This is a genomic window from Aliisedimentitalea sp. MJ-SS2 (genome assembly GCF_032586155.1).
Taxonomy (GTDB): Bacteria; Pseudomonadota; Alphaproteobacteria; order Rhodobacterales; family Rhodobacteraceae; genus JAWHTC01.
In genome coordinates this window covers 1-24,585 of the sequence record NZ_JAWHTC010000005.1, presented here as the reverse complement: position 1 = coordinate 24,585, position 24,585 = coordinate 1, and the positions used below count along the sequence as shown (strand labels likewise).

At 60.3% G+C, this 24,585-nt stretch carries 21 protein-coding genes, 1 tRNA gene and 1 pseudogene; 16 read left to right on the top strand and 7 right to left on the bottom strand.

What is annotated here, in order from left to right:
* Positions 1 to 31: 31 nt before the first annotated feature.
* The 5 genes from RXV86_RS17745 to RXV86_RS17725 are packed head-to-tail and all read right to left on the bottom strand — an operon-like array spanning position 32 to position 6,047.
* The gene (locus tag RXV86_RS17745) at positions 32 to 715 is read right to left on the bottom strand and encodes an NnrU family protein (protein WP_316301614.1); all 684 of its coding nucleotides are present in this window, start codon (positions 713 to 715) and stop codon (positions 32 to 34) included.
* 39 nt (positions 716 to 754) lie between these two features.
* Entirely contained in the window at positions 755 to 1,618 is an 864-nt protein-coding gene (locus tag RXV86_RS17740) for a 3-keto-5-aminohexanoate cleavage protein (protein WP_316301613.1), read from the bottom strand.
* 3 nt (positions 1,619 to 1,621) lie between these two features.
* Positions 1,622 to 2,413 (bottom strand): TIGR03084 family metal-binding protein, encoded by a 792-nt coding sequence (locus RXV86_RS17735; RefSeq protein WP_316301612.1) that lies wholly within the window; start codon positions 2,411 to 2,413, stop codon positions 1,622 to 1,624.
* Entirely contained in the window at positions 2,410 to 4,380 is a 1,971-nt protein-coding gene (locus RXV86_RS17730; RefSeq protein ID WP_316301611.1) for an acetyl-CoA carboxylase biotin carboxylase subunit, read from the bottom strand. Before RXV86_RS17730 ends, RXV86_RS17735 begins: the two co-directional genes overlap by 4 nt.
* 47 nt (positions 4,381 to 4,427) lie before the next feature.
* Positions 4,428 to 6,047, bottom strand: a complete 1,620-nt coding sequence (locus RXV86_RS17725; protein WP_316301610.1) for a carboxyl transferase domain-containing protein — start codon at positions 6,045 to 6,047, stop codon at positions 4,428 to 4,430.
* 180 nt (positions 6,048 to 6,227) lie between these two features.
* Between RXV86_RS17725 and modA the strand changes: the two genes are divergently transcribed.
* From modA to RXV86_RS17705, 4 genes are all read left to right on the top strand, one after another.
* Positions 6,228 to 6,995, top strand: coding sequence for a molybdate ABC transporter substrate-binding protein (gene modA, locus RXV86_RS17720; protein WP_316301609.1), 768 nt, complete (start codon positions 6,228 to 6,230; stop codon positions 6,993 to 6,995).
* A complete protein-coding gene (gene modB, locus RXV86_RS17715) occupies positions 6,992 to 7,684 on the top strand; it encodes a molybdate ABC transporter permease subunit (protein WP_316301608.1) in 693 nt (230 codons plus the stop codon). The genes modA and modB overlap by 4 nt, the downstream gene beginning before the upstream one ends.
* A complete protein-coding gene (modC, locus tag RXV86_RS17710) occupies positions 7,681 to 8,778 on the top strand; it encodes a molybdenum ABC transporter ATP-binding protein (protein ID WP_316301607.1) in 1,098 nt (365 codons plus the stop codon). The genes modB and modC overlap by 4 nt, the downstream gene beginning before the upstream one ends.
* Before the next feature lie 121 nt (positions 8,779 to 8,899).
* A tRNA-Thr gene (locus RXV86_RS17705) sits at positions 8,900 to 8,975 on the top strand.
* A gap of 181 nt (positions 8,976 to 9,156) precedes the next feature.
* Here the strand turns inward: RXV86_RS17705 and RXV86_RS17700 are convergent.
* Entirely contained in the window at positions 9,157 to 9,615 is a 459-nt protein-coding gene (locus RXV86_RS17700) for an aspartate/glutamate racemase family protein (RefSeq protein ID WP_316301606.1), read from the bottom strand.
* On the opposite strand from RXV86_RS17700, the pseudogene RXV86_RS17695 reads away from it, so the two are divergent.
* A pseudogene (locus RXV86_RS17695) lies at positions 9,614 to 10,018 on the top strand (cytochrome c). The gene RXV86_RS17700 and the pseudogene RXV86_RS17695 overlap by 2 nt on opposite strands.
* A 447-nt stretch (positions 10,019 to 10,465) precedes the next feature.
* Here the strand turns inward: RXV86_RS17695 and RXV86_RS17690 are convergent.
* Positions 10,466 to 11,230 (bottom strand): IclR family transcriptional regulator, encoded by a 765-nt coding sequence (locus RXV86_RS17690; protein ID WP_316301605.1) that lies wholly within the window; start codon positions 11,228 to 11,230, stop codon positions 10,466 to 10,468.
* Between the two features lie 108 nt (positions 11,231 to 11,338).
* Between RXV86_RS17690 and RXV86_RS17685 the strand changes: the two genes are divergently transcribed.
* The 11 genes from RXV86_RS17685 to RXV86_RS17635 all read left to right on the top strand — a co-directional run bounded on the left by RXV86_RS17685 (position 11,339) and on the right by RXV86_RS17635 (position 23,535).
* Positions 11,339 to 12,940 carry a GMC family oxidoreductase N-terminal domain-containing protein gene (locus RXV86_RS17685; RefSeq protein ID WP_316301604.1) on the top strand — a complete coding sequence of 534 codons (1,602 nt, stop codon included), beginning with the start codon at positions 11,339 to 11,341 and terminating at the stop codon, positions 12,938 to 12,940.
* Positions 12,941 to 13,085: 145 nt separating this feature from the next.
* A complete protein-coding gene (locus tag RXV86_RS17680) occupies positions 13,086 to 14,180 on the top strand; it encodes a TRAP transporter substrate-binding protein (protein ID WP_316301603.1) in 1,095 nt (364 codons plus the stop codon).
* A 130-nt stretch (positions 14,181 to 14,310) separates the two neighbouring features.
* Positions 14,311 to 16,785, top strand: a complete 2,475-nt coding sequence (locus tag RXV86_RS17675; protein ID WP_316301602.1) for a TRAP transporter large permease subunit — start codon at positions 14,311 to 14,313, stop codon at positions 16,783 to 16,785.
* Positions 16,786 to 16,788: 3 nt separating this feature from the next.
* Positions 16,789 to 17,835: a DUF475 domain-containing protein gene (locus RXV86_RS17670; RefSeq protein ID WP_316301601.1), complete on the top strand. Its 1,047-nt coding sequence runs from the start codon at positions 16,789 to 16,791 to the stop codon at positions 17,833 to 17,835.
* A gap of 26 nt (positions 17,836 to 17,861) precedes the next feature.
* Positions 17,862 to 19,169 (top strand): histidinol dehydrogenase, encoded by a 1,308-nt coding sequence (gene hisD / locus RXV86_RS17665; RefSeq protein ID WP_316301600.1) that lies wholly within the window; start codon positions 17,862 to 17,864, stop codon positions 19,167 to 19,169.
* Positions 19,162 to 19,923 carry an SDR family oxidoreductase gene (locus RXV86_RS17660; protein WP_316301599.1) on the top strand — a complete coding sequence of 254 codons (762 nt, stop codon included), beginning with the start codon at positions 19,162 to 19,164 and terminating at the stop codon, positions 19,921 to 19,923. The genes hisD and RXV86_RS17660 overlap by 8 nt, the downstream gene beginning before the upstream one ends.
* Positions 19,920 to 20,900: an alcohol dehydrogenase catalytic domain-containing protein gene (locus tag RXV86_RS17655; RefSeq protein WP_316301598.1), complete on the top strand. Its 981-nt coding sequence runs from the start codon at positions 19,920 to 19,922 to the stop codon at positions 20,898 to 20,900. Before RXV86_RS17660 ends, RXV86_RS17655 begins: the two co-directional genes overlap by 4 nt.
* Positions 20,901 to 20,924: 24 nt before the next feature.
* Complete coding sequence (locus tag RXV86_RS17650) at positions 20,925 to 21,335, top strand: universal stress protein (protein WP_316301597.1); 411 nt, start codon at positions 20,925 to 20,927, stop codon at positions 21,333 to 21,335.
* Positions 21,336 to 21,362: 27 nt separating this feature from the next.
* Positions 21,363 to 21,869 (top strand): sulfopyruvate decarboxylase subunit alpha, encoded by a 507-nt coding sequence (gene comD / locus RXV86_RS17645; protein WP_316301596.1) that lies wholly within the window; start codon positions 21,363 to 21,365, stop codon positions 21,867 to 21,869.
* Positions 21,866 to 22,420, top strand: a complete 555-nt coding sequence (gene comE, locus RXV86_RS17640; RefSeq protein WP_316301595.1) for a sulfopyruvate decarboxylase subunit beta — start codon at positions 21,866 to 21,868, stop codon at positions 22,418 to 22,420. The genes comD and comE overlap by 4 nt, the downstream gene beginning before the upstream one ends.
* The gene (locus RXV86_RS17635) at positions 22,420 to 23,535 is read left to right on the top strand and encodes an alpha-hydroxy acid oxidase (protein ID WP_316301594.1); all 1,116 of its coding nucleotides are present in this window, start codon (positions 22,420 to 22,422) and stop codon (positions 23,533 to 23,535) included. The genes comE and RXV86_RS17635 overlap by 1 nt, the downstream gene beginning before the upstream one ends.
* Positions 23,536 to 24,585: the final 1,050 nt, after the last annotated feature.

The window sequence follows — 24,585 nt, the reverse complement described above, 5'->3', positions numbered from 1 at the left end:
CCCCTGCTGACAGCATTCTGTCAGCATCCGATCAGGGAGTCGGAGAAACCCCGATCACCGGCTGGTGCAGGTACCATATCATGGCCCAAGCAAGGACACATAACACCAGTCGAACAAGGTTCGGTCCGCCCAGCGGACGCCATCGCCCCGCAATCAGCGCGGCAAAGGGGAAAAGCCCCGTTCGCACCGTTGCCGCGTCCCATTCGGCGCGTCCCATCGCGGCCTTCCGCCGTCGCTCCACTATCGTCATGCCAAGCACCGAAAACCCCAGGAACAACCCGAAAAGGATCACATGCGCCAAATCCCCGTTGGCCAGCAGATGCGCCCCAGACCACAGCGCCAGCGCCCACAAAAGCGGTTGTCGGGTCACCCCGGCAATCCCGGGCTGTTGGGGATCAAACCCCTCTGCCCGCCCCTCAAAGGCAAACGGGTTCACCGCGCTCGTCCCGAATGCGGCCAGGGCCACCACCAGCGGCATCACGACATTCACAAACCACCGATGCCAGCCTGCTTGATCCCACAATCCAACATAGGGAGCCCGCCCGGCGGCAAAGATCACCCAGAACAACAGAGCGGTCGAAATCACGCTGAACACGATGACGTAACCCCTCCGCCCCAACGCGCCTTCCAACCGATCCTTCAATCCTGCCATTGCCGGGATTCGATGCGACCCCATGAACAGGATCAGCGCAACTGCAAACTCCAACCACCCCATGTCAGCCTCCGTAGGGCGGGGTTCACCCCGCCACTCGCCTCACGCAGATTTCAACCCCAGCATCGTCCGAGCTTCGTCAACACTCGCCACCTCGCGCCCCGCCGCTCTGGCACACTCCACCAGCGCCGCAATCAGCTCACCATTCGACCGGGTCTTGGCACCGTTCGGTAAGTAAAACGTATCTTCAACCCCGGTGCGCAACATGCCGCCCAATTCCGCCGCGCGCTGATGCACGTCCCAGATCTCGGAACGCCCGATCAACGTTGCCTGCCAGCGCGCACCCTCCATCAGATACCCCATGAGGAGCTCCAGAAAATTCACATCCACCGGCATCCCCGAAGCCACCCCCATCACAAGATTGTAATGCGCTTGCCTTGCCATACCATGGCGTATGTACATCTCGACCGACCGCACAACGCCCGTATCGAAACACTCGAATTCGGGCATCGTGCCGCCCTCGGCCATCACGTCCAGGAAATCCTGCACCTTGCCGGGCATGTTATCAAACAGCATCGGCGGCCAGGCCCACTCGCCATTTGCCCGCAGCTTCAGGTAATTCAGCGACCCCGCATTGCAGGCTGCGATCTCGGGCTTCAATGCACGCAACACGCTCAGCGGCCCGTCATAATCCGGCCCCGGCACCCCCGTCGTCGAATTGATGATGATCCCCGGACAGGCCTCGCGAATGGCACTGACGATCTCACCGGCCACCACCGGATCCCAGCTTGGCAGATGGCCCTTGCCCTCGCCCTGCTGGCGATAGTGGATGTGGATGATCGCAGCGCCCGCCTCCATCGCCTCGCGAGCCGAGGCGCCGCATTCTTCGGGCGTCACCGGCACCGGATGCTGTTTCGGGTCGGTCAAAACGCCATTCAGCGCACAGGTAATGATCGCCTTTTCCATCGCTCAGCCCACCCCCCGTGACCCTGGTGCGGGCGGGGTCTCCTTCGGCCCGGCAAAACACTGCGCGTTCTCCATCCAGAGCCGCGCCACGTCGCCCTCAACCTTCAGCCCGGTATCCGCCAACGCTCGCGTCTGCGTTACCACGGCGGCAAAGTCCGCCGCTTTGCCCTCGATCTTCCCGGCACTCCCGCCATACTCCCAAATCTCCCCCGACGGAGCCTCGAGCCTGATCGCCGGCATATCCTCGGGCACGCTCAGACCCTGCACCTTGTGCGACCAGCCAAACGTGTTCACCCCCAACACCACGATGTTGCGGATGCGGTCATGTTCCTGCCGTGTCTTACCCAGCAGGTCGAACACCTCGAATCCATGCGCCCAGGTCTCCATCTGCCGCGCCGTCATTGCCGAGCGCGCCGACATTTCAGGCCCGACCCAAGGCAGCCTTGCCTTGGGGTTCTGGCCCTCCCAGCGTTTCGCCACCGCTCGGGCAAACCCGATCCATGTCGCGCGCAGCACCCGCCCGCTTTCCGGAATCACCTTGCGTTCGACCACGCGCAGCGACTGCCCCTTGTTGATCGCACCCATCACCCGGTTGCGCAGACCGGAAAAGGCCTCCTCCCCCTGAGCCGCGAAATCAACCGCCCGGTTCCAGAAATGCAAATGCCGGATCACGTCCTCGATGGTCCAGCCCTTGAACTGTGTCTCCTGCGTCAACGCCTCGTCATTCAGATCGCACAGCACCGCATAAAGCGCCTCGCTCTCTTCAAGGAAATCCTGAACCTGTTCGAAACTCATGCCTTTTCCTCTCCAATCACCACGATCACCTGCCCGCCCGTGACCTGCCCGCCTTGCGCGACCTGGACGCTTTCAACCACGCCCGCCATGTCGGCTACAAGCTGATGTTGCATCTTCATTGCTTCCAGCACGGCCAGCCTTTGGCCCTGTTCCACCCGGTCACCTTCGGCCACGTCCAGCGCCACAACCTGCCCCGGCATCGGCGCAATCACGGCCCCGTCCAGCGCCAGATCCACGTTGCCACCGCCCGGAACCTGTCGTTCCACGTGCCGCGCCACGGCACCGCATTGCAGGTAAAGCCCACCCTTGCCATCCCCAGCAAACCAGACGACCTTGCGCCGCCCATCAATCCTCAGCCCGGCCCGTGCGCCATCGATACGCTCCAGATGCACAACGTGCTCCCAGCCATCACCGCAGACAACCCATTCCTTGGGGCCAACGACCCTGATCCCAGCCGCAAAGCCGTCAAGATCAACCGGGATGAAACGCCCCCCGTCCGAAGCAAAACCGATCATCAAATCATCGGCCATCAACGATACCGCACGTGCCGCCCTGACTTCCTGCCACAGGATCAACGCGACTGCGGCTGCGATCTCCTCCGACGCCATGCCGCCGGCTTCGACCCCGGCGGCGAATGCTTCGTCAAGATAACCGGTGGTCACCCCGCCTTGGACAAAGGCCGCGTCCTGCAACACGACGGACAAGAAACCGGTATTTGTGGTCACTCCCAAACAAGCCGACTCTTGCAGCGCCTCAAGCAACCGCACCCGTGCCTCTTCACGATCCGCTCCCCATGCGATCACTTTCGCCAGCATCGGGTCGTAGTAGGGTGTCACCTCGCTACCACTCTCGATCCCGGCATCCACGCGAATCCCTTCGCTCTTGCCCGCTTGCCAATGGGCAATTCGACCAGTCGCAGGCAAAAAACCGTTCGCCGCATCCTCTGCATAAAGCCGCGCCTCGATGGCGTGCCCTTCGAACCGCACATCGGCCTGCGTCATCTCCAGCGCCTCGCCCTGCGCCACGCGAAGCTGCATCTCGACCAGGTCCAGCCCCGTAACCATCTCCGTCACCGGGTGCTCCACCTGCAATCGTGTGTTCATTTCGAGGAAATAGAAGCCCTCGTCATCCAGCAGGAACTCCACCGTTCCCGCCCCGACGTATCCAACAGCCTCAGCCGCCCTCACCGCCGCTTCCCCCATCTCGGCGCGTAGCGCGTCACTCATCCCCGGCGCAGGTGCCTCCTCAATCACCTTCTGATGCCGCCGCTGAACCGAGCAATCCCGTTCGCCCAGATGGATGCAACTGCCATGGGCATCGGCAAAGACTTGGATCTCGACATGACGCGCCTTCACGATGGCCTTCTCAAGGATCAAAGCGTCCGACCCGAACGCCGCCCTGCCCTCGGACCGTGCCCGCTCCAGCGCCTCCGGCAACTCGGCAGCGTCAGACACCAGCCGCATCCCCTTGCCCCCGCCGCCCGCGGCCGCCTTGACCATCAGCGGAAACCCGATCCGTTCGCCCTCTTCCACCAACCGCTTATCCGTCTGCTCCGCGCCGTGATAGCCCGGTACGCACGGGATCCCGGCCTCTTCCATCACCCGCTTGGCCGCCGCCTTGTCACCCATTGCCTCAATGGCCTCCGCAGGTGGCCCGACAAACAGCATCCCCGCGTCGGCCACCGCCTGCGCGAACTCTGCATTCTCACTCAGGAAGCCATAGCCCGGATGCACTGCCCCCGCGCCGGTTTCCTGTGCAGCCCTAAGCACCGCTTCACCATCCAGATAACTCTCACCCGCAGGCGCAGCCCCGATCCGCACCGCCATATCGGCCATCCCGACATGCGGTGCCCCCACATCTGCGTCCGAATAGACTGCCACCGTCGACAGCCCCATCGACCGTGCCGACCGGATCACGCGGCACGCAATCTCGCCCCGGTTGGCCACCAGCACCCGATCAAAGCCCATACCCAACCTGCCTCTTCATTATGTGAAAAATGCTCAACTCCGCCCCCTCACATCCGTGCCACGCCAAACGAATTTGCCCGCACATCCCGCCGACGTGCCTCACCGACCGTCTGCAAACAAAATGCAATCACCTTGCGACTGTCGCGCGGATCAATCACCCCATGATCCAGACACCGTCCCGAGGTATAAAACGGCGAGGCCTGCGCATCGAAAATCCCCTGGATCACGGCTTCCTGCTTGGCCAACCGGTCCTCGTCCACCTCAATGCCCTTACGTGCCGCCCCGGCCCGCGCCACCGTGCTCATGGTCCGCGCCGCCTGTTCGCCCCCCATCACACCGGACCGCGAATTGGGCCAACTGAACAGGAAATCCGGCTCGTATGCCACGCCGCACATGCCGTAATTCCCGGCCCCGAAGCTGGCCCCGCAATAAAGCGTGATCTTGGGCACCGTCGCATTCGCGACCGCCTGGATCATCTTGGACCCATGCTTGATCATCCCCGCCTGTTCATACTCGGTGCCGACCATGTAACCGGTGGTGTTCTGCAAGAAGATCAAAGGCGTGCCCGCTTGTTCGCAGGCCTGGATGAAATGCGTCGCCTTGTTGGCCCCGGCCGGATCAATCGGCCCGTTATTTGCCAGAATGCCAACGGTGATCCCATGAACCGCCGCTTGCAGGCACAAGGTCGCCGGACCGAAATCCGGTTTGAACTCGTCGAACTCGGACCCGTCCACCAGCCGCACCACCAACTCGCGCGCGTCATAGGGTTGCTTCAGATCCTCCGGCACCACCCCCGCCAACTCGTCCGGATCCCGTTCCGGCTCTGCAAAACTGCGCGGTTTGGCCTGTGCCATATCCTTGTTCCAATCCAGCCGCCGCACCACCTGCCGCGCCATGGCAATCGCGTGCACATCGTCCTCGCCCAGGTATTCGACCAACCCCGAGACCGACGCATGCATCTCTGCCCCGCCCAGATCGGCATCTTTCGCCTTCTCCCCCGTCGCCGCGTAAACCAGCGCCGCCCCGGCCAACGCCGCCATGCCGGTATTTTTCACGCCAATCACGTAATCCGACAGGCCGGGCATATAGGCCCCTCCGGCGGTTGACGGCCCATGCAGCACCGCAATCACCGGCAATCCAGTAGCAGACAGGCGCGCCAGATTGCGAAACACTGCCCCGCCAAGTGCCCAATCATCGACCTTGTAGTTCATCAGGTTCGCCCCGGCGCTTTCCACCAGGTGAATGAATGGCAGCTTCTGGCGCAACGCGATCTCCTGCATCGAGATCATCGCCTTCAGCGCCTGTGGCCCCAAGGCACCCGCATTGATCCCACTGTCATCCACCACGATCATCGCCCGAACGCCTTCGACAAAACCGATCCCACCGATGAAGGTCGACCCCGGCACTGTCTTCTCAGGATCATTCGTATCGGCCAGAAACCCCGTCATCGAATGTAGCCGCAGAAACGGCATCCCCGGATCTAACAACCGCGACAACCGTTCTCTTGGTGTGATCTGACCGCGCTCGTGAAACCGTGCCCGTCGCTCTTCCGACTTGGCCTCTGTGCGCGCCTCCAGCGCCCTGAGTTCTGCCACCGCCCGCAGCATCGCCTCGCGGTTTTCGGCATAGCCAGGGCTCTCCGGGGTCACTTTCGCAGCACGCCACATGATCGGCCTCCCTTTTCGCTCTGTTCTCCACTCTAACCGCTCTGCACCATGTCGCCATGCAAATCTGCGTCGGTGGCGGAACGTCATTTGGGGCCCACAAAAAGACCGCTTGCGTGTCTCCGACCGGCGTTCGATTATCGCCATACACCAGCACCCGAGCCGATGATGCCCAACCGATCCATGACCCTCCTTCACTCCCTCCGTCGCTGCGCGGCGCTGGCGGTGATGGGCGTGGCCAGCATGGCGCAAGCCGACAACATCACCGTCTTCGCCGCCGCCAGCCTGAAAACGGCATTAGACGAGGTCGCGGCCGAGTTTACCACCCAGACCGGTCATCGCGTCACCCTGTCACTGGCCGGGTCCTCGGCTCTGGCACGGCAAATCGAGATGGGCGCGCCCGCCGACATCTTCATCTCCGCCAATCCCGACTGGATGGACCACCTCGAAACCAATGGCCAAGTTGCCCAGGGCACCCGCCGCAACCTGGTGGCCAACCGCCTGGTGCTGATAGCGCACGGTGCGAACACCGAACCACTCACCCTCTCCACCGGTCTCGACCTGCCCGCACTTCTGAATGGCGGTCGTCTCGCCATGGCGCTCGTTGAGGCGGTCCCCGCGGGCATCTACGGCAAGGCCGCGCTGGAGCATTTCGGCCTCTGGCAGGCCATCGCTCCGCATGTCGCGCAAACCGACAACGTCCGCGCCGCGCTGCATCTGGTGGCTCTGGGCGAGGCCCCCTTCGGCATCACCTACGCCACCGATGCCGCCGCCCAGCCACAGGTCAGCATCGCCGCCACTTTTCCTGCCGAAAGCCACCCGCCGATCCTCTATCCCGTCGCCATCATGGCAGGCCGTGACAGCGAGGCCGCAACAGCACTCCTGACCCATCTCACCAGCCCCGCGTCCCTTTCCATCTTTACCGCCCATGGCTTCGAGGTGCCGCAATGAGTTGGCTTGGCCCCGAAGAGTGGCAGGCGGTCGCCCTCTCGCTCAAGGTCGCCTTCTGGGCCGTTGCGCTTTCTCTACCCTTTGGCCTTCTCACCGCCCATGCTCTGGCCCGGTGGGAATTCCCCGGCAAACAGATCCTCAACGGTATCGTCCACCTGCCCCTGATCCTGCCCCCAGTGGTCACGGGCTACCTTCTCCTGCTGACTTTCGGCACTCAAGGCCCCATCGGCGGTGCGTTGCAAACCATCGGCATCACCTTCGCCTTCCGCTGGACCGGTGCCGCCCTTGCCGCCGCCGTCATGGCCTTCCCGCTGATGGTGCGCGCCATGCGCCTGTCGATTGAGGCTGTTGATCCCAAGCTTGAGCAGGCCGCCGCCACACTGGGTGCGTCACGCCTCTGGGTCTTTCTCACCATCACCCTGCCGATGATCCTGCCCGGCATCCTTGCCGGTGCGATCCTCGCCTTTGCCAAGGCCATGGGGGAATTCGGCGCTACCATCACCTTCGTTTCCAACATCCCGGGCCAGACTCAGACCCTGCCGTCGGCGGTCTATGCTTTCCTGCAGGTCCCCGGCGGCGAAGATTCGGCCATGCGCCTGGTCATCGTCTCGGTCATCATCGCCATGTCGGCGCTTTTGCTGTCCGAAATGATCGCACAACGCATCGCGAAACGGGTGGCGGGCACATGACGCTTTCGGTTTCCATCGCCCATAGCATGGAGAATTTCACCCTCAATGCAGGCTTTACCGCCCCCCCTGGCCTGACCGTTCTTTTTGGGCGGTCCGGTTCGGGCAAGACCACTCTAATCAACGCGGTCTCGGGGCTTCTGACCCCGCAATCGGGCCGCATCGCCGTGGGCGAGCATGTGCTGTTCGACAGCAGCCAGGGCATCAACCTGCCACCACATAGACGTCGCCTCGGCTATATCTTTCAAGAAGGCCGCTTGTTTCCCCACCTCACCGTGCGCCAGAACCTGAGTTATGGCCGCTGGTTCGCCCCCAAGTCCGCGCCCCGCGAATCCCTCGACAAGGTGATCGAGATGCTGGGCGTCGGTTCGCTTCTTTCCCGGCGTCCGGCGCAACTCTCTGGTGGAGAAAAGCAACGCGTCGCGATTGGCCGCGCCCTTCTCGCCGCACCGCGCATGATCCTTGCCGACGAACCGCTGGCGGCGCTGGACGAACCCCGCAAGGCCGAAATCCTTCCCTACTTCGAACGCCTACGCGACGAAGTCGAAATCCCGATCCTATATGTCAGCCATTCGGCCACCGAAGTCGCCCGCCTCGCCACCACAATCGTCGTTCTGGACGACGGCCACACAACCCACCAAGGCAGCGCCGCCGAGGTTCTGGGCGATCCGGAAATCTCACCGGCTGGTGTGCGCAGCATCGGCGCCTTCCTGACCGCAAGCGTAGCGGTCCACCACGACGACGGTTTGACCGAGCTTGACGCCGGGGGCACGCCCCTTTTCCTGCCCCGCATTCCCCAGGCTCCGGGCGACACCGTGCGCATCCGAATCGCCGCTCATGATGTGATTCTTGCCCGGCGTAAGCCCGAAGGCCTCTCGGCACTCAACACGCTGATGGGGACCATCAACGCCGTGCGTCCCGGATCAGGCCCCGGCGCCATCGTCTCGCTTGATACACCCGCCGGTCGGGTTCTGGCCCGGATCACCCGCCGCTCCGCCGCAGCCCTGGAACTGGCGCCCGGTGTACCCTGCTATGCGGTGGTAAAAACTGTTTCCATCGCCCCCCGGAACATCAGCGGCCCGGCGGTTTCATCCTGAAATGAGCCGCCGTTGCCACACTTGAGATCAAACTCGGCCCCACTGCTTCGCCGTCAATTTCTGCTTTGCCGACAGATTGACTTGCAAATCCTCCAACTTCGCGGCAAATGGAGCGCCAGGCGCCGGTGTAGCTCAGCTGGTAGAGCACGTCATTCGTAATGATGGGGTCGTAGGTTCGAGTCCTATCACCGGCACCACTTCTCGAGGCACTCCAGACATTTCCGGCCCAGACCGGCCATTTCGGGAGAACCGAGAGAATGTTCGCGTTGGTATTTGAACTGTTTTTCCGGCGTCAAACCGTGAATGCTTCGACAATAAATCTCAACACACGTTTGCGCCGTAGGCGCACACTGTACTCCAAATGCCCATTCGTCTCGTCTACACTATGCCCGAATACACCTGTCGCGAAACAACATCGTGCATCAATTTTGCATGGGTGGTGAGATCAAACACTGGTCGGTCGAGAGCTGCCTGAAGCTGGTGCGCGTAGGGGGGCAGGTCAGTACATTCCAGTACAACCGCGCCAATATTCGGCGCTTTTTCAATCAGCGCGCGGCCCGCGGCCAGCACCTCTTGCTCAACCTTGCCCAAGTCCATCCCCACGCGCTCGTTGCGCAGGATCACGGCTGCAAACTCCTCGGTTTCCTCCAGCCCTTGCACCGCGATGGGGATGCCCTCGCAACCCGCACCGGCAATATGCTTTTCAGTCAGTGACGGCGCCGAAGCGGTAAGCACCCCCACAGGCGCCCGAGTCATCTGATGGGCCAAGGGCACCTGCAACAGCGAAGAGACGAAGACCGGGATCGACACCGCCTCGGCAATTTCCTTCTGAAACATGGCGAGAAATCCGCAAGAACCGGTGGTAAAAGCACGTCAGGCACAAATGCAGCTTTACGCCTTTAACCTCGGCATTCTCGGTGCAATGGCAAAGGGTGAAGCCGAATATGATGCCGATGCGGCAAATCTGGCAGCTTCCAACATCGTGCATATCGCGTCGATTCACCAACCACAGGCTTAGGCGCCAGGTTCGGACAACTCCGCCGTTGAAGGCACCCGCGCACTTCCTACTCTTTGGCAAAACTTCCCGGATGCCGGCGAAAAGTCGAAAGAGCTGTTTGCCGCGAGCGAGGCCATGAAGGCTGTGGCAGGTGATGGAGCGCAAGCCATTGGTGGCGCGATGGGCCGACTGGGCGGTGCCTGCGGGGCTTGCCACAAGGCATACCGCGCACCGGAGAGTTAGGTCGCGCTCAGAGCCTGACGATTATCCGATGTTCCCGGGGGGCGAATCCGGGGCATCGAATGTATTTTGCGGCTAAAGGACGAGCCGGATTTCCCCTATCTAACGAAGAAGATCATCCCCGAATTTGTCCGCATCCTTGCACATCAACGGGATCATCAAAAAGGCGGGAATTGGAACTGGCTACGCCTTCAGATCCGTGCGCTCCAACGCGCATACGAGCCCAAACTGACCGACGCTGCACATCACATGGACAACTACAAATGAAAGAGGCTGATATTGTCTACAAGCGCCACGTCAGCAAGTCATTTTTCTGAGTCTAGACTCCCGAGGAGAACTAGTCTGGATAAGGCGTTGTTCGATATGGCAACTGCGCGCTTTGTTTCCTTATCCGTTGACCAGAGGTTCAAAGACCAGCCCCCCGGGAGGTCGCTGGGGTGTCGCAACCCTTCAAGCCGAAAACAGCACCTCACTGAGCCGCTTGGCGGCTTCCTGAATCAAGTCCACTTGCGAAACCAAAAGATCTATAGACAATCGTTGGGTCGGGCCATGCATGGCGATTGCCGAGATGAACCGCCCGTTTTTGTCCGTCATTGGCACCGCCAAGGCAATCATTCCGTCAAGGAACTCTTCGCGGTCCAGAGAATACCCCAGTTTTCGAACCCCGGCCAACTCTTCCATAAGGGACTCCGCCGAAACATGTGTGTGGCTGGTCATGCGTTCGAAGTTCAGGTTCTGAACCAGGTTATGCCTCTGTTTCGGTGGCAGGCTTGCAAGAAAACACTTGCCGCTTGCCGTGCAGTGAAACGGTACGTTGGTTCCAATCGGTAACTGAATGCGAAAGGCCCAGTCCGTCTCGACCCGGTCCAGATATCGCATGCCGTCAGTTTCGGGGATAACGAAGTTGACGGTTTCCCCGACGCTGGTCGCCAGGTCCTTCAGGATTTGCCGTCTGGCGATGTGATCTCTTGAATTGTGCAATAGCCCTGCACCCAGTTCGCGCAGCCGCCTGGCAATCTGGTATCGCTTCGAGTGTCCAAGCCGCGCGATGAACCCGTTTTCTTCCAGCGTGACGCAAAGACGATGCACGGTTTGCTTGGGCAGGCCAAGCTGTTCGTTGATCTCGGTGGCGGTCATCGGCTGATCGCTGCGACCCAGAACCTCGAGAATGAGCAGCGTTCTCAGGTTTGTCGGAATCCGGTCAGACGACGCCATTTCGAGAGCCCCAAAAAAAGATTGGTTTATTTGATACGAATCATAGTAGCGTCCATTTTTACGAAAAACGAGACCTAAAGTCTCATTTTTTGATATTTTGGAGGAAAAGTGGAGTTTGACTTCATCGTAGTTGGGGCAGGGTCCGCCGGATGTGCGCTTGCCAACCGTCTTTCCGAGAGCGGAAAGTACTCGGTCGCGCTGCTGGAGGCGGGGCCGAAAGACAGCAGTCCGTGGATTCATATTCCGGTCGGCTATTTCCGTACGATGGACAACCCGCGCAGCGATTGGCGCTATAAGACCGAGGCCGACCCGGGCATCGCCGGGCGCTCGATCCCCTGGCCGCGTGGCCGCGTTTTAGGTGGATCAAGCTCAATCAACGGGCTTCTTTATGTGCGGGGTCAGCCGCAGGATTACGATGGCTGGGCGCAGATGGGGTGCACCGGCTGGGGATGGGATGACGTGGTGCCCCATTTCAAACGCTCGGAAAGCTGGGAAGGCGAAGACGACACCGGCCTGCGCGGCAAGAACGGCCCGCTGTCGGTTCAGCATTCCCGCCTGAAACGCGAAATCGTCGACACCTGGGTCGAGGCTGCTGTTGCCGCCGGGTATCGCCGCAATCCTGACTATAACGGTGCCGACCAAGAGGGCGTCGGGCATTTCCAGCTGACGATGAAGGGCGGTCGGCGCTGTTCTTCGGCGGCGGCATATCTGACCCCGTACCGCAGCCGCGAGAACCTGCATGTTCTGACCGACATCCAGACCGAGAAAGTCCTGATCGAAGACGGGCGTGCTGTCGGCGTTCGGGCGCGCCACAAGGGCCAGATGCAGGACCTCAGGGCGCGCTGCGAGATTATCCTCAGCGCGGGCGCAATCGGGTCTCCGCAAATACTGATGCTGTCGGGGATCGGCGACGCGGATGAATTGAAATTGCACGGTATCGACGTGCAGGTCGACCTCAAGGGCGTCGGCAAGAACCTGCAGGATCATCTGCAGGCCCGCCCTGTCTTCAAAACCGATCTCAGCACGATCAACACCGAGACCAGCAACATTTTCAAACAGGCGATGATCGGCCTTCAATATGCCCTGACCCAGCGCGGTCCGATGACCATGGCAGCAAGTCTGGGCACCGGGTTTCTGAAAACTGAAGACCATCTGGCCACCCCTGACATCCAGTTTCACATTCAGCCATGGAGCGCCGACAAGCCCGCCGATGGTCCGCACAAGTTTTCGGCCTTTACCGCGTCGGTCTTGCAGCTTCGTCCCGAAAGCACGGGGCATTTGTCCCTGGCCTCGGCCAAAATGGACGATCACCCCGAAATCCATCCTAACTACCTAGCCACCGAAACCGATTGCAGGACAATCGTGAAAGGCATCCAGATCGCTCGTAGAATCGCCCGGACCGAGCCGTTGAAATCGCATGTTACTGAAGAGCACGCGCCGGGTGCGGGGGTGGCATTTTGCGATGTCGAGGCAACACTGGACTGGGCGCGCCGGACTTCGGTGACGATTTATCACCCGACCGGCACCTGCAAGATGGGCACTGACCCGATGGCCGTTCTAGACCCCGCGTTGCGGGTCAGGGGGGTGCGTGGCCTGCGCGTGGCGGATGCATCAATCATGCCGCAGATCGTCAGCGGCAACACCAACGCCCCCGCCATCATGATCGGTGAAAAGGCCAGCGCCCTCATACTGGAAGACGCGAACAGATGAGCGTTTTTAATACCTTACCCAATTTCATGCCGCGCGGACTTGCCTGTCCCAGCGGCCAACAACCCAACACTGCCAGGTTTTTGCCTTCGCCTTTGGCAGCAAAGAAAATGAACCGTGAGGGCGATACAACTAGGGAGGAACAATCATGTTCAATCTAAAACACTTGGCGGCCGGTGCTGCCGCTTTGGCGCTGACGGCGTCGGCCGCGATGGCCGACAAGGTACTGCGCATCCAATCGGTGCTGCCCAGCACCGCAGACGAAGTCCACATGCTGAATGAGTTCGGTAAGGACGTGGCCGCCCTGACCGGCGGGTCGCTGACCATCGAGGTCCTGCCGGCCGGTGCCATCGTCGGGCCGCGCGACATCCTGGATGCAGTTGACGCGGGCCTTGTCGAAGGTGGCTTTGCCTGGACCCACTACTGGGGCGGCAAGCACGTTGCCGCGAACCTCTTTGGCGCACCGGTTGCCGGTGCCGGTGTCGGTCTCGACAACATCGCCTTCCTGAGCTGGTTCCAGTATGGCGGCGGCAAGGAACTCTATGACCGCCTGTGGGACGAAATGGGCGTCAACGTCAAAGGCTTCCTGCTGCAACCGGTCGGCCCCGAGGCCCTGGGCTGGTTCCCGAAGCCGATCAAATCCATGGATGACTTCCGCCAGATGCGGTTCCGCGCCCCTCCCGGCATGGTTGGCGCAGCCTATGCCGATATCGGCGTTCCGGCCGTGGCCATGGGCGGCGGTGACATCCTGCCCGCACTGGAAAAAGGCACGATCGACGCGGCCGAATGGTGCTGCCCCAAGCCTGACTCGGTGTTCGGCTTCCAGAAGGTGCTCAAGCACTACTACCTGCAAGGTCTGCACCAGGTAACCGTGAACGCCGACATGTATGTTAACGGCGATTTCTATGACAGCCTGACCGATCTTGAGAAAAAGGCGCTGGAAGTGGCGGCAAATGCATCACTCAGCAAATCCCTGTCCTATCGTATCTACGAAAACGGCAAGGCACTGCATGACCTGACCACCAACCACGGCGTGATCCTCGAGGACACCCCGGCGGATTACTTTACCGAGTATATGGCTGCCGCCAAGAACGCGCTGCAGGCCGCCGCGGACGAGAACGAGTTTTTCGCCGAGGTCTGGCAGTCACAGAAGGACTTCGCCGACATCGCGGTTCCGTTCTGGGCCGGTGCGCAGACATCCAACGCAGGGCTGGGCCGCGCCCATGCCAGCACGTTGAAATAAGATCAGTCTTTGGTGCAGGGCCCCAGCGGGCCCTGCGCTTCATTTTCGAAAAGGGCTGCGGGTTTTCAATTCTCGTCTTTTTCAAAAATGAAGCCCCCGAGAAGGGCATTGATGACAAGGGAGAATGGGGATGACCGCAGACGAGGTGAACCCGGAAGAGCTCGAGATTGCCGACGAGCTGATCGCCGAACGACGCGCCGAAGCCCCTGGTGAAACACCAGAGGACATGACCGCGTGGCAACGCCCGATCACAGGCGCCATTGATGTCATCAACTACCGCGCGGGGCAGCTCATCTCGTTGCTGATGGTGCCCTTGATCGCGGTTGTCGTCTTCGAGGTGATTTCGCGCAATTCCTTCGCGATCCTGCAAAACGCGGGGTTCGAGGATCTGGCCCGTTCCCTTGGGTTGGGTCCGACGCTGTGGGTCTATGATACCAGCCGCATGCTGGCCGGTGTGCTGTTCATGGCGGCTGCGGGTTATGGATTGATGCGCGGCGTCCATATCCGCGCCGATTTCCTTTATCGCAACTGGTCGGACAAGACACAGGCGACGGTGGATGCCACGCTCTATTTATTTTTCTTCATGCCCTCGATGATCTTCTTCACCATTGTCTCGGCCGAGTTCTGGTGGCTGGCCTTTTCGCGCGGCGAAACCATGCAGATCGACAGCGCCTGGGGTCCGCTGTTGTGGCCAGCGCGGCTTGCTATGCCGATCGGCGGTTTCCTGTTGATGCTACAGGGTATTCCCGAGATTTTCCGCGCCTTTCACAAGATGGGCAAGGCACGCGAACGCTGGTTCGTGCGGTTCCTGCCAATCTATCTTGTCGGGCTCATTTGGCTGGTTCTGGCGATCTGGACCCCTGAGCTTGTCCCCGGCGGGGAGTGGTTTACCGACATTATGAAAGCACGTCCGGGTCTGTCTAAGCCGACGATCGGTCTGATCATGTTGCTTGCCATGCTCTTCGTGATCTTCATCGGTTTCCCAATCTCGTTCACCCTGATCTTCCTGGCCTTCGTGTTCGGCATCTGGGGCGCGAACTTCAAGCTGACCACCCTGTTGATGACGTTGAACACCAACTCGACCATGCTGAATGATCAGCTGATGGCGGTACCCCTGTTCGTGTTGATGGGGATCGTGATGGAAGCCGCCGGTTTGATGGAGCGCCTGTTTGCCTCGATCCAGATGATCATGGCCCGCGTGCGCGGCGCGCTGTTCATCGCCGTGCTGATCGTATCGACAATCTTTGCCGCCGCGACCGGGATCGTCGGGGCCTCGGTCACACTTCTGGGCATAATGGCCGGTGCCACGATGAGCCGGTCGGGATATAACGTGCAGTTGGCCGCGGGCTGTATCACCGCGGGTGGCACGCTGGGCATCCTGATCCCGCCGTCGATCATGTTGATCGTGATGGGCCCGGTTTTGGAGGTGTCCACGCTGGATCTGTTCCGCGGGGCGTTCATTCCCGGCGCGCTTCTGGCGTCGCTCTACCTGATCTATACACTTGGTCGCTGCTGGATAAATCCCGATCTGGGGCCGATCCTGGCGGAAGAGGACCAGCCCGATACCTCGCGTTTCTATGGGGCCGAGGTTGTCCTGATCTGCCTTGGTGTTCTGACCATTTGCCGTGTCTTCGGCCTTGGTCTCGGCGGCACATTTGGCGCGGTGATCCCGTTTGGCGGGCTCATTGTGCTGGCCGCGACCCTGGCGCTGGCCTACGCGGCCTATCGCAAGCTCAATGTCCTGCGCATCGTCCTACCGCTGGCCGTCCTGTTCCACCTCTACATGATTGTCGCGAATATCGGCGCGGATGGCAGCCTGCCGGTCTGGTCCATTGTCTTTGCCGCATTCACGATGCTTCTGGCTTACCTGGCCCGGGCCATCTATAGCACCGAAGCCAACAGCGGGTTCTACTTCTCGCAGCTTTGGGACGAATTCTTTGCCGGATTGATGCCGCCCACGATCCTGATTTCCTTTGCCCTGGGGTCGATCCTTCTGGGTCTGGCCACACCGGCCGAAGCGGCAGCGATGGGCGCTTTCGGCGCGATCCTTCTGTCGATTGCCTATCGCAAGTTCACCATGCCCAGTTTCTTCGACAGCCTGATCAAGGCGCTGGAGATCACGGTTCTGATCATGTTCCTGGTGGCGGCTTCGAATTTCTTTGGCGCGCAGTTCAGTGCGCTAGGAACGCCCAAAATGATGACCGAGCTGCTCTTGGGTCTGGACATGCCGCCCTACCTGATCCTGGTCCTGGTAATGGCGCTCATCTTCCTCTTGGGTTGGCCGCTGGAATGGGTGCCGATCGTGCTGATCGTCGTGCCCATTCTGCTGCCGACCGTGGAGGCATTGGATATCTACGGATTGGAGCGCTATGACCTGATGGTGTGGTTCGGCATTTTGGTCGCGGTGAACCTGCAAACGGCATGGTTGTCACCACCCGTCGCACTATCAGCCTACTTCCTGAAAGGCGTGGTGCCAAACTGGGATCTCAAGGACATCTACCTTGGCATGATGCAATTCATGCTGGTCCAGCTTCTGGGCCTGATCCTGCTGTTCATCTTCCCGCAGCTGGTGCTCTGGCTACCTGCGGCAATGTCAGGAAACTAACCTATGAAGACACAACGAAGTTCTCTGTCTTATCTAAAATGGCCATTGATCACGACGGTTATTGGCCTGGGCCTGACCGCGTGGCTGGGTTGGGCCACCGAGGGAACCTTGTCAGGCGTGATTTCATTCCTGCTGGTTGGGACCGTTCTCGCCGCGCTCGAGATTGCGCTGTCTTTCGACAACGCGATCGTCAACGCCAACAAGCTTGAGGACATGACCCCGGTCTGGCGACAACGGTTCCTGACCTGGGGGATCCTGATTGCAGTGTTCGGGATGCGGATTGTCTTTCCACTTGCGATCGTGGCGATCTTTGCCTGGATCAATCCCTTTGCAGCGATGCATTTGGCGCTGTCGGACCCGGACAAGTATTCCGAGATCATCGGCCATGCCCATGGGCCCATTTCGGCCTTTGGCGGGACCTTCCTGATGATGGTGGCGCTGAAGTTCTTCATTGACGAGGATAAATCCATCGACTGGATCGAAATGCTCGAGTGCCGGCTGCGTAAATGGGGCTCGATCCGGGGGTTCGAGATCGCGCTGGTTCTGGTCATTGTCGTGGTGATTTGCCGGGGTATTCCCGAACATGAGCAATCCGCATTCCTGATGTCAGCGGTCATGGGCTTGTTGGTCTTTACCCTTGTCGATGGCTTGGGCACCTACTTGGACAACGTGGCGGGGAAGACCGCGGAAATCGGCGCCAAGGGCGGCCTTGGGGCGTTCCTCTACCTGGAAGTCCTGGACGCAAGTTTCTCGTTTGACGGTGTGATCGGTGCCTTCGCCCTGACCACCAACATCCTGTTGATCGCCATCGGCCTGGGGATCGGCGCCATGTATGTCCGCTCGATGACGATCATGCTGGTCGAGCGTGGAACCCTTGCCGAATTTCGTTACCTCGAGCACGGCGCGTTCTATTCGATCTTTGCCCTTTCGATTGTGATGTTCGTTCAATCCTTGGTGCACGTTCACGAGTTGATCACCGGTGGCATCGGAATGCTGCTCATCGGTTTGGCCTTCTATGCCTCAATCCTTCACAACCAGCGCGAAGCCTAGTCTCCGCCATATTACAGGGTAATCCCATGTCCCGAGACTATCTGAAAAAGGCCAAACTGACCTCAAGGTCGAATGCAGGACAAACAGCCGAGACCGTTTCGAAAATCCTTGCTGATATCGAAGCGGGCGGAGAGGCTGCTGCGCTGGAGTATGCTGCCAAGTTCGACAAATACGACGGCAATGTTCAGTTGACCGCGGAAGAGATCGAAGCTGCGTCTGCTCTTGTGCCGCAGAAACTGAAGGACGACATCCTCTTTGCCCATGACAATGTGCGTCGGTTTGCAGAAGTCCAGAAATCGACGGTCGAAGACATCGAATACGAGATCAACCCCGGCCTGATCGCTGGCCAGAAAGCCATCCCTGTCTCCGCCGCCGGTTGCTATGTTCCTGCCGGGCGGTATCGCCATATCGCCAGCGCGATCATGACGGTGACAACGGCCAAGGTTGCGGGGTGCGAACACATCACCGTCTGTTCCGCCCCCCAACCGGGTGTCGGTCTCTATCCGGCCATTGTCTATGCCGCCCACGTATGTGGCGCAGACAAGATCATGGCCATTGGCGGGGTTCAAGGCATTGCTTCGATGGCCTTTGGCCTGTTCGGCCAACCCAAAGCCAACATCATCGTCGGCCCGGGCAACCAGTTCGTAGCCGAGGCGAAACGGTCGCTTTATGGCCGTGTCGGCATCGACATGATTGCCGGACCAACCGACAGCCTGATCCTGGCCGACAAGTGGGCCGACCCGCACATCGTTGCGACCGACCTCGTCAGCCAGGCGGAACACGGCTATAACTCGCCGGTCTGGCTTGTCTCCGATCATCGCCCGCTGGCTGAGGACGTTCTGGCCCGCGTTCCCGGCCTCATCGCCGACCTTCCCGAGCTGAACCGGGAAAACGCCGAAGCGGCGTGGCGCGACTATGCCGAGGTCATCGTCTGTACGGACCGTGAAGAAATGGCCGCCACCTCGGACGAGTACGCGCCAGAACACCTGACAGTGCAGGCCGACGACCTGGATTGGTGGCTAAACCGTTTGCGCTGTTACGGGTCGCTGTTCCTGGGCGAAGAGACAACGGTTTCCTATGGAGACAAGGCGGCCGGAACCAACCATGTTCTACCCACGTCGGGCGCGGCGAGCTATACGGGAGGTCTGAGCGTGCACAAGTACATGAAGATTGTGACCTGGCAGCGCGCAACCCGAGAAGGGTCGAAGCAGGTCGCCGAAGCCACGGCGCGGATTTCACGTCTTGAAGGCATGGAAGGCCACGCACGCGCGGCAGATGTCAGGTTGGCCAAGTACTTCCCCGATGAAACATTTGATTTGACCGCAAATGGCTGATCCGCGCGATCTGTTTGACCTCACGGGCCGGGTGGCTGTTGTCACCGGAGCCAGTTCGGGACTTGGACGTCGCGCTGCGGTGGTCCTTGCCGGAGCCGGAGCGCGTGTCGTTGCCGTGGCCCGACGCGAGGCCCAGCTGACAAGCCTGTGTGACGAGATCGGCGAAGGCGCGGCGGCCGTGGTCGCCGATATCGCGGATCGGGGCAACCTGCCGGCGTTGGTCAAGTCAATTTCGGCCCCGTTCGGTGCGCCTGACATCGTGATCCACGCCGCGGGCGTCAACACCCGCCAGCCCGCCGATGACGTCACGCCCGAGGGCTGGGACCAGACACTGGCTCTCAACCTGTCTGCGCCGTTTTTCCTCAGCAAGGCCATGGTTGGCCCTATGAAGGAAAAGAGCTGGGGGCGGATCGTGAATTTCGCCTCGCTGCAAAGCACACGCGCCTTTCCCGGTGGTATCGCCTATGGCACTTCCAAGGGCGGCATCACACAACTGACCCACGCCATGGCCGAGGCCTGGTCGCCGCACGGGATTACCGCCAACGCCATCGGACCCGGTTTTTTCCCGACCGAGTTGACACAGGCCGTGTTTGATGACCCAGACCGGGCGGCGCGCAATGCGGCACAGACCTGCATTGGTAGGAATGGCAGGCTGGAAGACATCGACGGGCCGCTCTTGTTCCTGTGTTCCGAGGCCTCGGCCTATGTCACCGGGCAGGTCCTGATGGTTGACGGGGGGTTCACCGCGAAATGAAAGCTCTGGTTTACGAAGGGGTCGAGAAACTGGCGATCCGGGACATGCAAAGACCAGTCCCCGACGCGGGTGAACATCTGATCCGGGTGCACGCCGTTGGTTTATGCGGATCGGACATGCATGCCTATCTGGGTCACGATGAGCGCCGCCCGGCGCCGCTGATCCTGGGTCACGAGGCGGCGGGCGTGATCGAGGCGGGTCCCCAGGAAGGCCGTCGTGTCACGATCAATCCGCTGGTGACCTGCCGTGACTGCGCCTATTGCCGCGCGGGGCGCGAGAACCTGTGTCAAAGCCGTCAGATCATCTCGATGCCGCCGCGCGAAGGCGCGTTCGCCCAGTTCATCGCCATGCCGGACAGCAACCTGGTGACCGTTCCCGATAACGTTCCGCTGGCCACCGCCGCGCTGGCCGAACCGCTGGCGGTCAGCTGGCACGCCGTGCGCCTTGGGCTTGAGGCCTTGCATCCGGCGATGGAACGGCGCGCGCTGGTGATCGGTGGCGGAGCGATCGGGCTGGCGGCCGCGCTGAGCCTTGCCGCCATGGGGGTCGATGACGTCACGCTGGTTGAACCCAACGACAGCCGCCGCGCCTACCTGACCGAGGTTTGCGGTCAGACCTGTGTGGCCTTGGCCGAGACAACCGCGCCGCTGGTGATCGACGCGGTGGGATATGCCGCCACGCGCGCGACGGCTTCGCAAGTGGCCGACCCCGGCGGCGTGATCGTGCATGTGGGATTGGGTGACAATGCTGACGGGTTGGACATTCGCCGCATGACCCTGCAGGAAATCACGTTCATCGGGACCTACACCTATAGCGCACAGGATTTTCACGACACCGCCCAAGCGATCTTTGATGGCCGCCTGGGCGCGCTCGACTGGGCGGAAACCCGTGCCCTTGCAGCCGGGGCCGCCGCCTTTGCCGACCTACAGGCCGGCAAGGTGGCCGCGCCGAAAATCATCCTCGACCCATGGGCCTGACAAGGGCCCGGAAAGGAGACGACCATGTATAAAAAGATCCTTGTTCCCATGGCGCTGGACCATGGTATTTCCAAGGACACATTGGAGATTGCCCACGCGCTCTGCGCCACGGATGGCCAGATCACGGCGTTGCACGTTTACGAGGTGCCACGGGGATCGGTCAGCACCTATATCGGGGAAGACACCGTTCGGAAGGGTTTCGAAACCGCCCGTGCCCTCCTTGAGGAAAAGGTCGCAGGGTTGGGCGGGGTCAATGCCGAGATGACACGCGGCGACGCCTACCGGGCGATCATCGAATACGCAGTGACCCATGATTTCGACTGTATCGTAATCGGGTCCCACAAACCCGGTCTCAGTGACTACCTGATCGGCTCCACCGCGGCCAAGGTGGTGCGCCACGCTCCGTGTGCAGTGCACGTGCACCGCGATACATAGTTTTCTAATCAAACTGGACCCACGACCATGAACATAGACCGCAAGATCGCGGATGATCTTGTTGCCAACGACATTTCCTTCGTCACCACGGTGCCCTGCAAGCAGCTTGCCGGTGTAATCGAGGAAATCGATCAGCGCGACGACATCTTCCATATCCCCTCGAACAAGGAAGACGAAGGCATGGGCCTGTGCGCCGGGGCCTGGATGGGCGGAAAACGCCCGGCCATCATCATGCAAAACACAGCCATCGGGGTCACCATCAACACGCTGGCGACCCTGATCCAGTATTACCGGATGCCGCTGCCGATGATCATCTCCTATCGCGGAGAGCTGCGTGAACCGGTGGCTTGCCAGGTGGAAATGGCGGTTCACACAAAAGCGTTGCTCGCTCAGCTCAACATCCCGACCTACCACTTCCATTGGCAAAAGGATGTCGAGGAGTTCGACAACATCCTGAAATACACCTTCATGTGCAACAAGCCCGTGGCGATCCTGACCGATGCCAATTTCTGGGGAGGCTATGGCGACCAATGATCCGTTCCGAAATCCTGAAAGACATCGCCCCGATCCTGCGTGACCAGCTTGTCGTCTGCAATATCGGCATTCCCAGCCAGGAACTGCATGCCATCGACGATCAACCGACGAATTTCTACATGTTTGGGACGATGGGGCTTGCCTCTTCCATCGGGCTGGGGCTGGCATTGGCCCAGCCGAAAACCGTGATTGTCATAGATGGCGATGGGTCTGTTCTCACCAACCTCGGAACCCTGCCAACCATCGGGAACAACGCCCCGAAGAACTACATCCTGATGATCATTGACAACGGGTCCTATGGATCAACCGGTGATCAGCCCACCTATACCGGCAAGAAGACGAATCTTGCTGCCATGGCCAAGGCCGCGGGCTGTGACAGGGTGCTGGAGGTTCGCGACGTTGATACTGGACCCGCCCTGCAAGCCGCGATCGACAGCGGCGAGGCAACGGTGCTGGTCGTTAAATGTGACAGCGGCAATGCCAAGATGCCGGTGATCACCATGGACCCGGTGGTGATCCGCGACCGTTTCATGAAGGCCGTGGCCGGCTGATGCGTGCGAGCCGGATTTTTTCGGCGGCAGATGCTCGCCGGATTGCCAAACGACGGTTGCCCTGGATGGTTTTCGACTATTTCAATGGCACCGCCGGGGGGGGGACAGGTGCTGATCGCACCCGGGAAGCCTTCGACCGGATCACCCTGATGCCCCGCATCCTCAGGGACGTGAGCGGTCGGCGCATTGCGTCGTCAGTGTTTGGCGGCGAAACCGGCGGCCCGTTCGGAATTGCCCCCATGGGCATGTGCAACCTTGCAGCACCCGGCGCAGACCTGATGCTGGCGCGTCTGGCGGCGCGCAAGCGTGTCCCGCATGTTGTCTCGACCGTGGCTTCGACCCCGCTGGAGCGGATCATCGAGGTTGCCGAGGGCAACGCCTGGTTCCAGCTCTACTTCAGCGGCGATGGAAGTCAGGGTTTCAAGCTTGCCAAACGCGCAGGCTCGGCAGGGTACGAAACCCTCGTCCTCACCGTGGACGTGCCCGAAGTTGGACGCAGGCATGGCGAAATGCGTCACGGGTTCAAGTTCCCTTTTCGCATCGGGCCACGGCAGTTTGTCGACTTCATGTGTCATCCCCGATGGTCGATCCCCATGCTGCTCTCGGGCAGGCCGAAGATGGCGAATTTCGAGATGCAGGGCTATGGGTTTGACCGGGCGGCAAGCCGGGCAAAAACCACCTGGGACGTGTTGAAAAAGTTGCGCGAGGAATGGTCCGGCACGCTCGTTGTCAAGGGCGTGATGGATGCCGGGGATGCCCGCAAACTGCAGGGCCTGGGTGTTGATGCAATCCAGGTCTCTAATCATGGCGCGCGGCAACTTGAAAGCTCCCCAACTCCGATCTCTAGTCTACCGGACCTTCGCCAGGCTACAGGCCGGGAAACACCCTTGTTTTATGACAGTGGGCTCCAATCAGGCGAGGACATCCTGAAAGCGTTGAGATCAGGTGCGGATTTCGCTTTTGTCGGGCGAATTCTATTGTTTGCGATTGCCGCTTCCGGAGAGGAAGGGCTTAATCGCATGTGGACAATTCTTGAAGACGAATTGAGCAACGCGATGGCACAAATCGGGCTGGATGTAGTGAACCCACTGAATGCGGTTTCGAATTCCCCCTGAGACCGGCTTTTGTCAGCAATGAAATCAGTTATGACGCGGTGTCAGCATTTTGAGGTAGGTCAGTTAAACAAGAGAGTTTTGCGTCAGGTTGGAACGGAAACAGAATTGAACTCCATGGCATGTGAAGCCAATCTTTAACTGCCTTTCGTAGGACCACCAGAACCCTGAAACTTCACCTACAGACAACTTGCTACATCGTTAGCGGCATTGCAGCTCTTTCGACCGATGGCAGGTGGGATCGGTGTGAACCAATTGACAGCGCTCTCGCGAGTGGCCGCCTTGTCCCGCGACTAGGTCCTTGATCATAGAAGCCTTGCTGCGTCGTGCCTCAATGGCTGGTTTTCGCGCCGCGCAGCGGCATAAGAATTTACGCTCCTGCAGAAAATTTCGTGCCGCGAGCGCACGCAGCGAGAAAATCGAATTCACGGTGAGGGCTCAAGACAGCCAATCGCTGCGATCAGCATCAATTACTGCGACGCGGGACAGAGTTGTCGTTCTCCGCAAATGCAAAATATAGGTATCAACGTTGAGAAACCCGGCACGGTCGGGCGGCAAGCGGAAGTTCTCTGCGGGCGCAAGATGAATCTTGGTAAATTGAGAAAGCGGCCAATTGACTTGGATGACCGCTCAGAACCCCAATTGTTAATTAGCTTGTCTTGCCGCGCATGCGTCCTATGAAATTGCCACGGTCGGAAAATCCACTCTTTAGCTTGGCGGCAAGAGAACCAGCGATTGATACAGGCTGCAAAAATTCAAAAAAATGACAGCGAAATGGTCACGGAAGATTCTGACCTTCATCCGGATTGAACCGAGAACTGCTACCGGTCCACCAGTGTGCTTGAGCGATGCCTTTGCGCCGAGTGGAAGCTTCAACCCATAAGCCTTTGCCGCATAGGCCAATTGTTACTCCCCCATTGTCGGCAAAGCATGTTGCGCCCCTCTGGTGAACGCCTCCATACGTAGGTCTGTCGCCTGTCTGACGTCAGCACCAATGGGACAGTTTAGGGTGATTTGATAAGAGAGGGTTTCTGGCACATCGTAACCACCAAG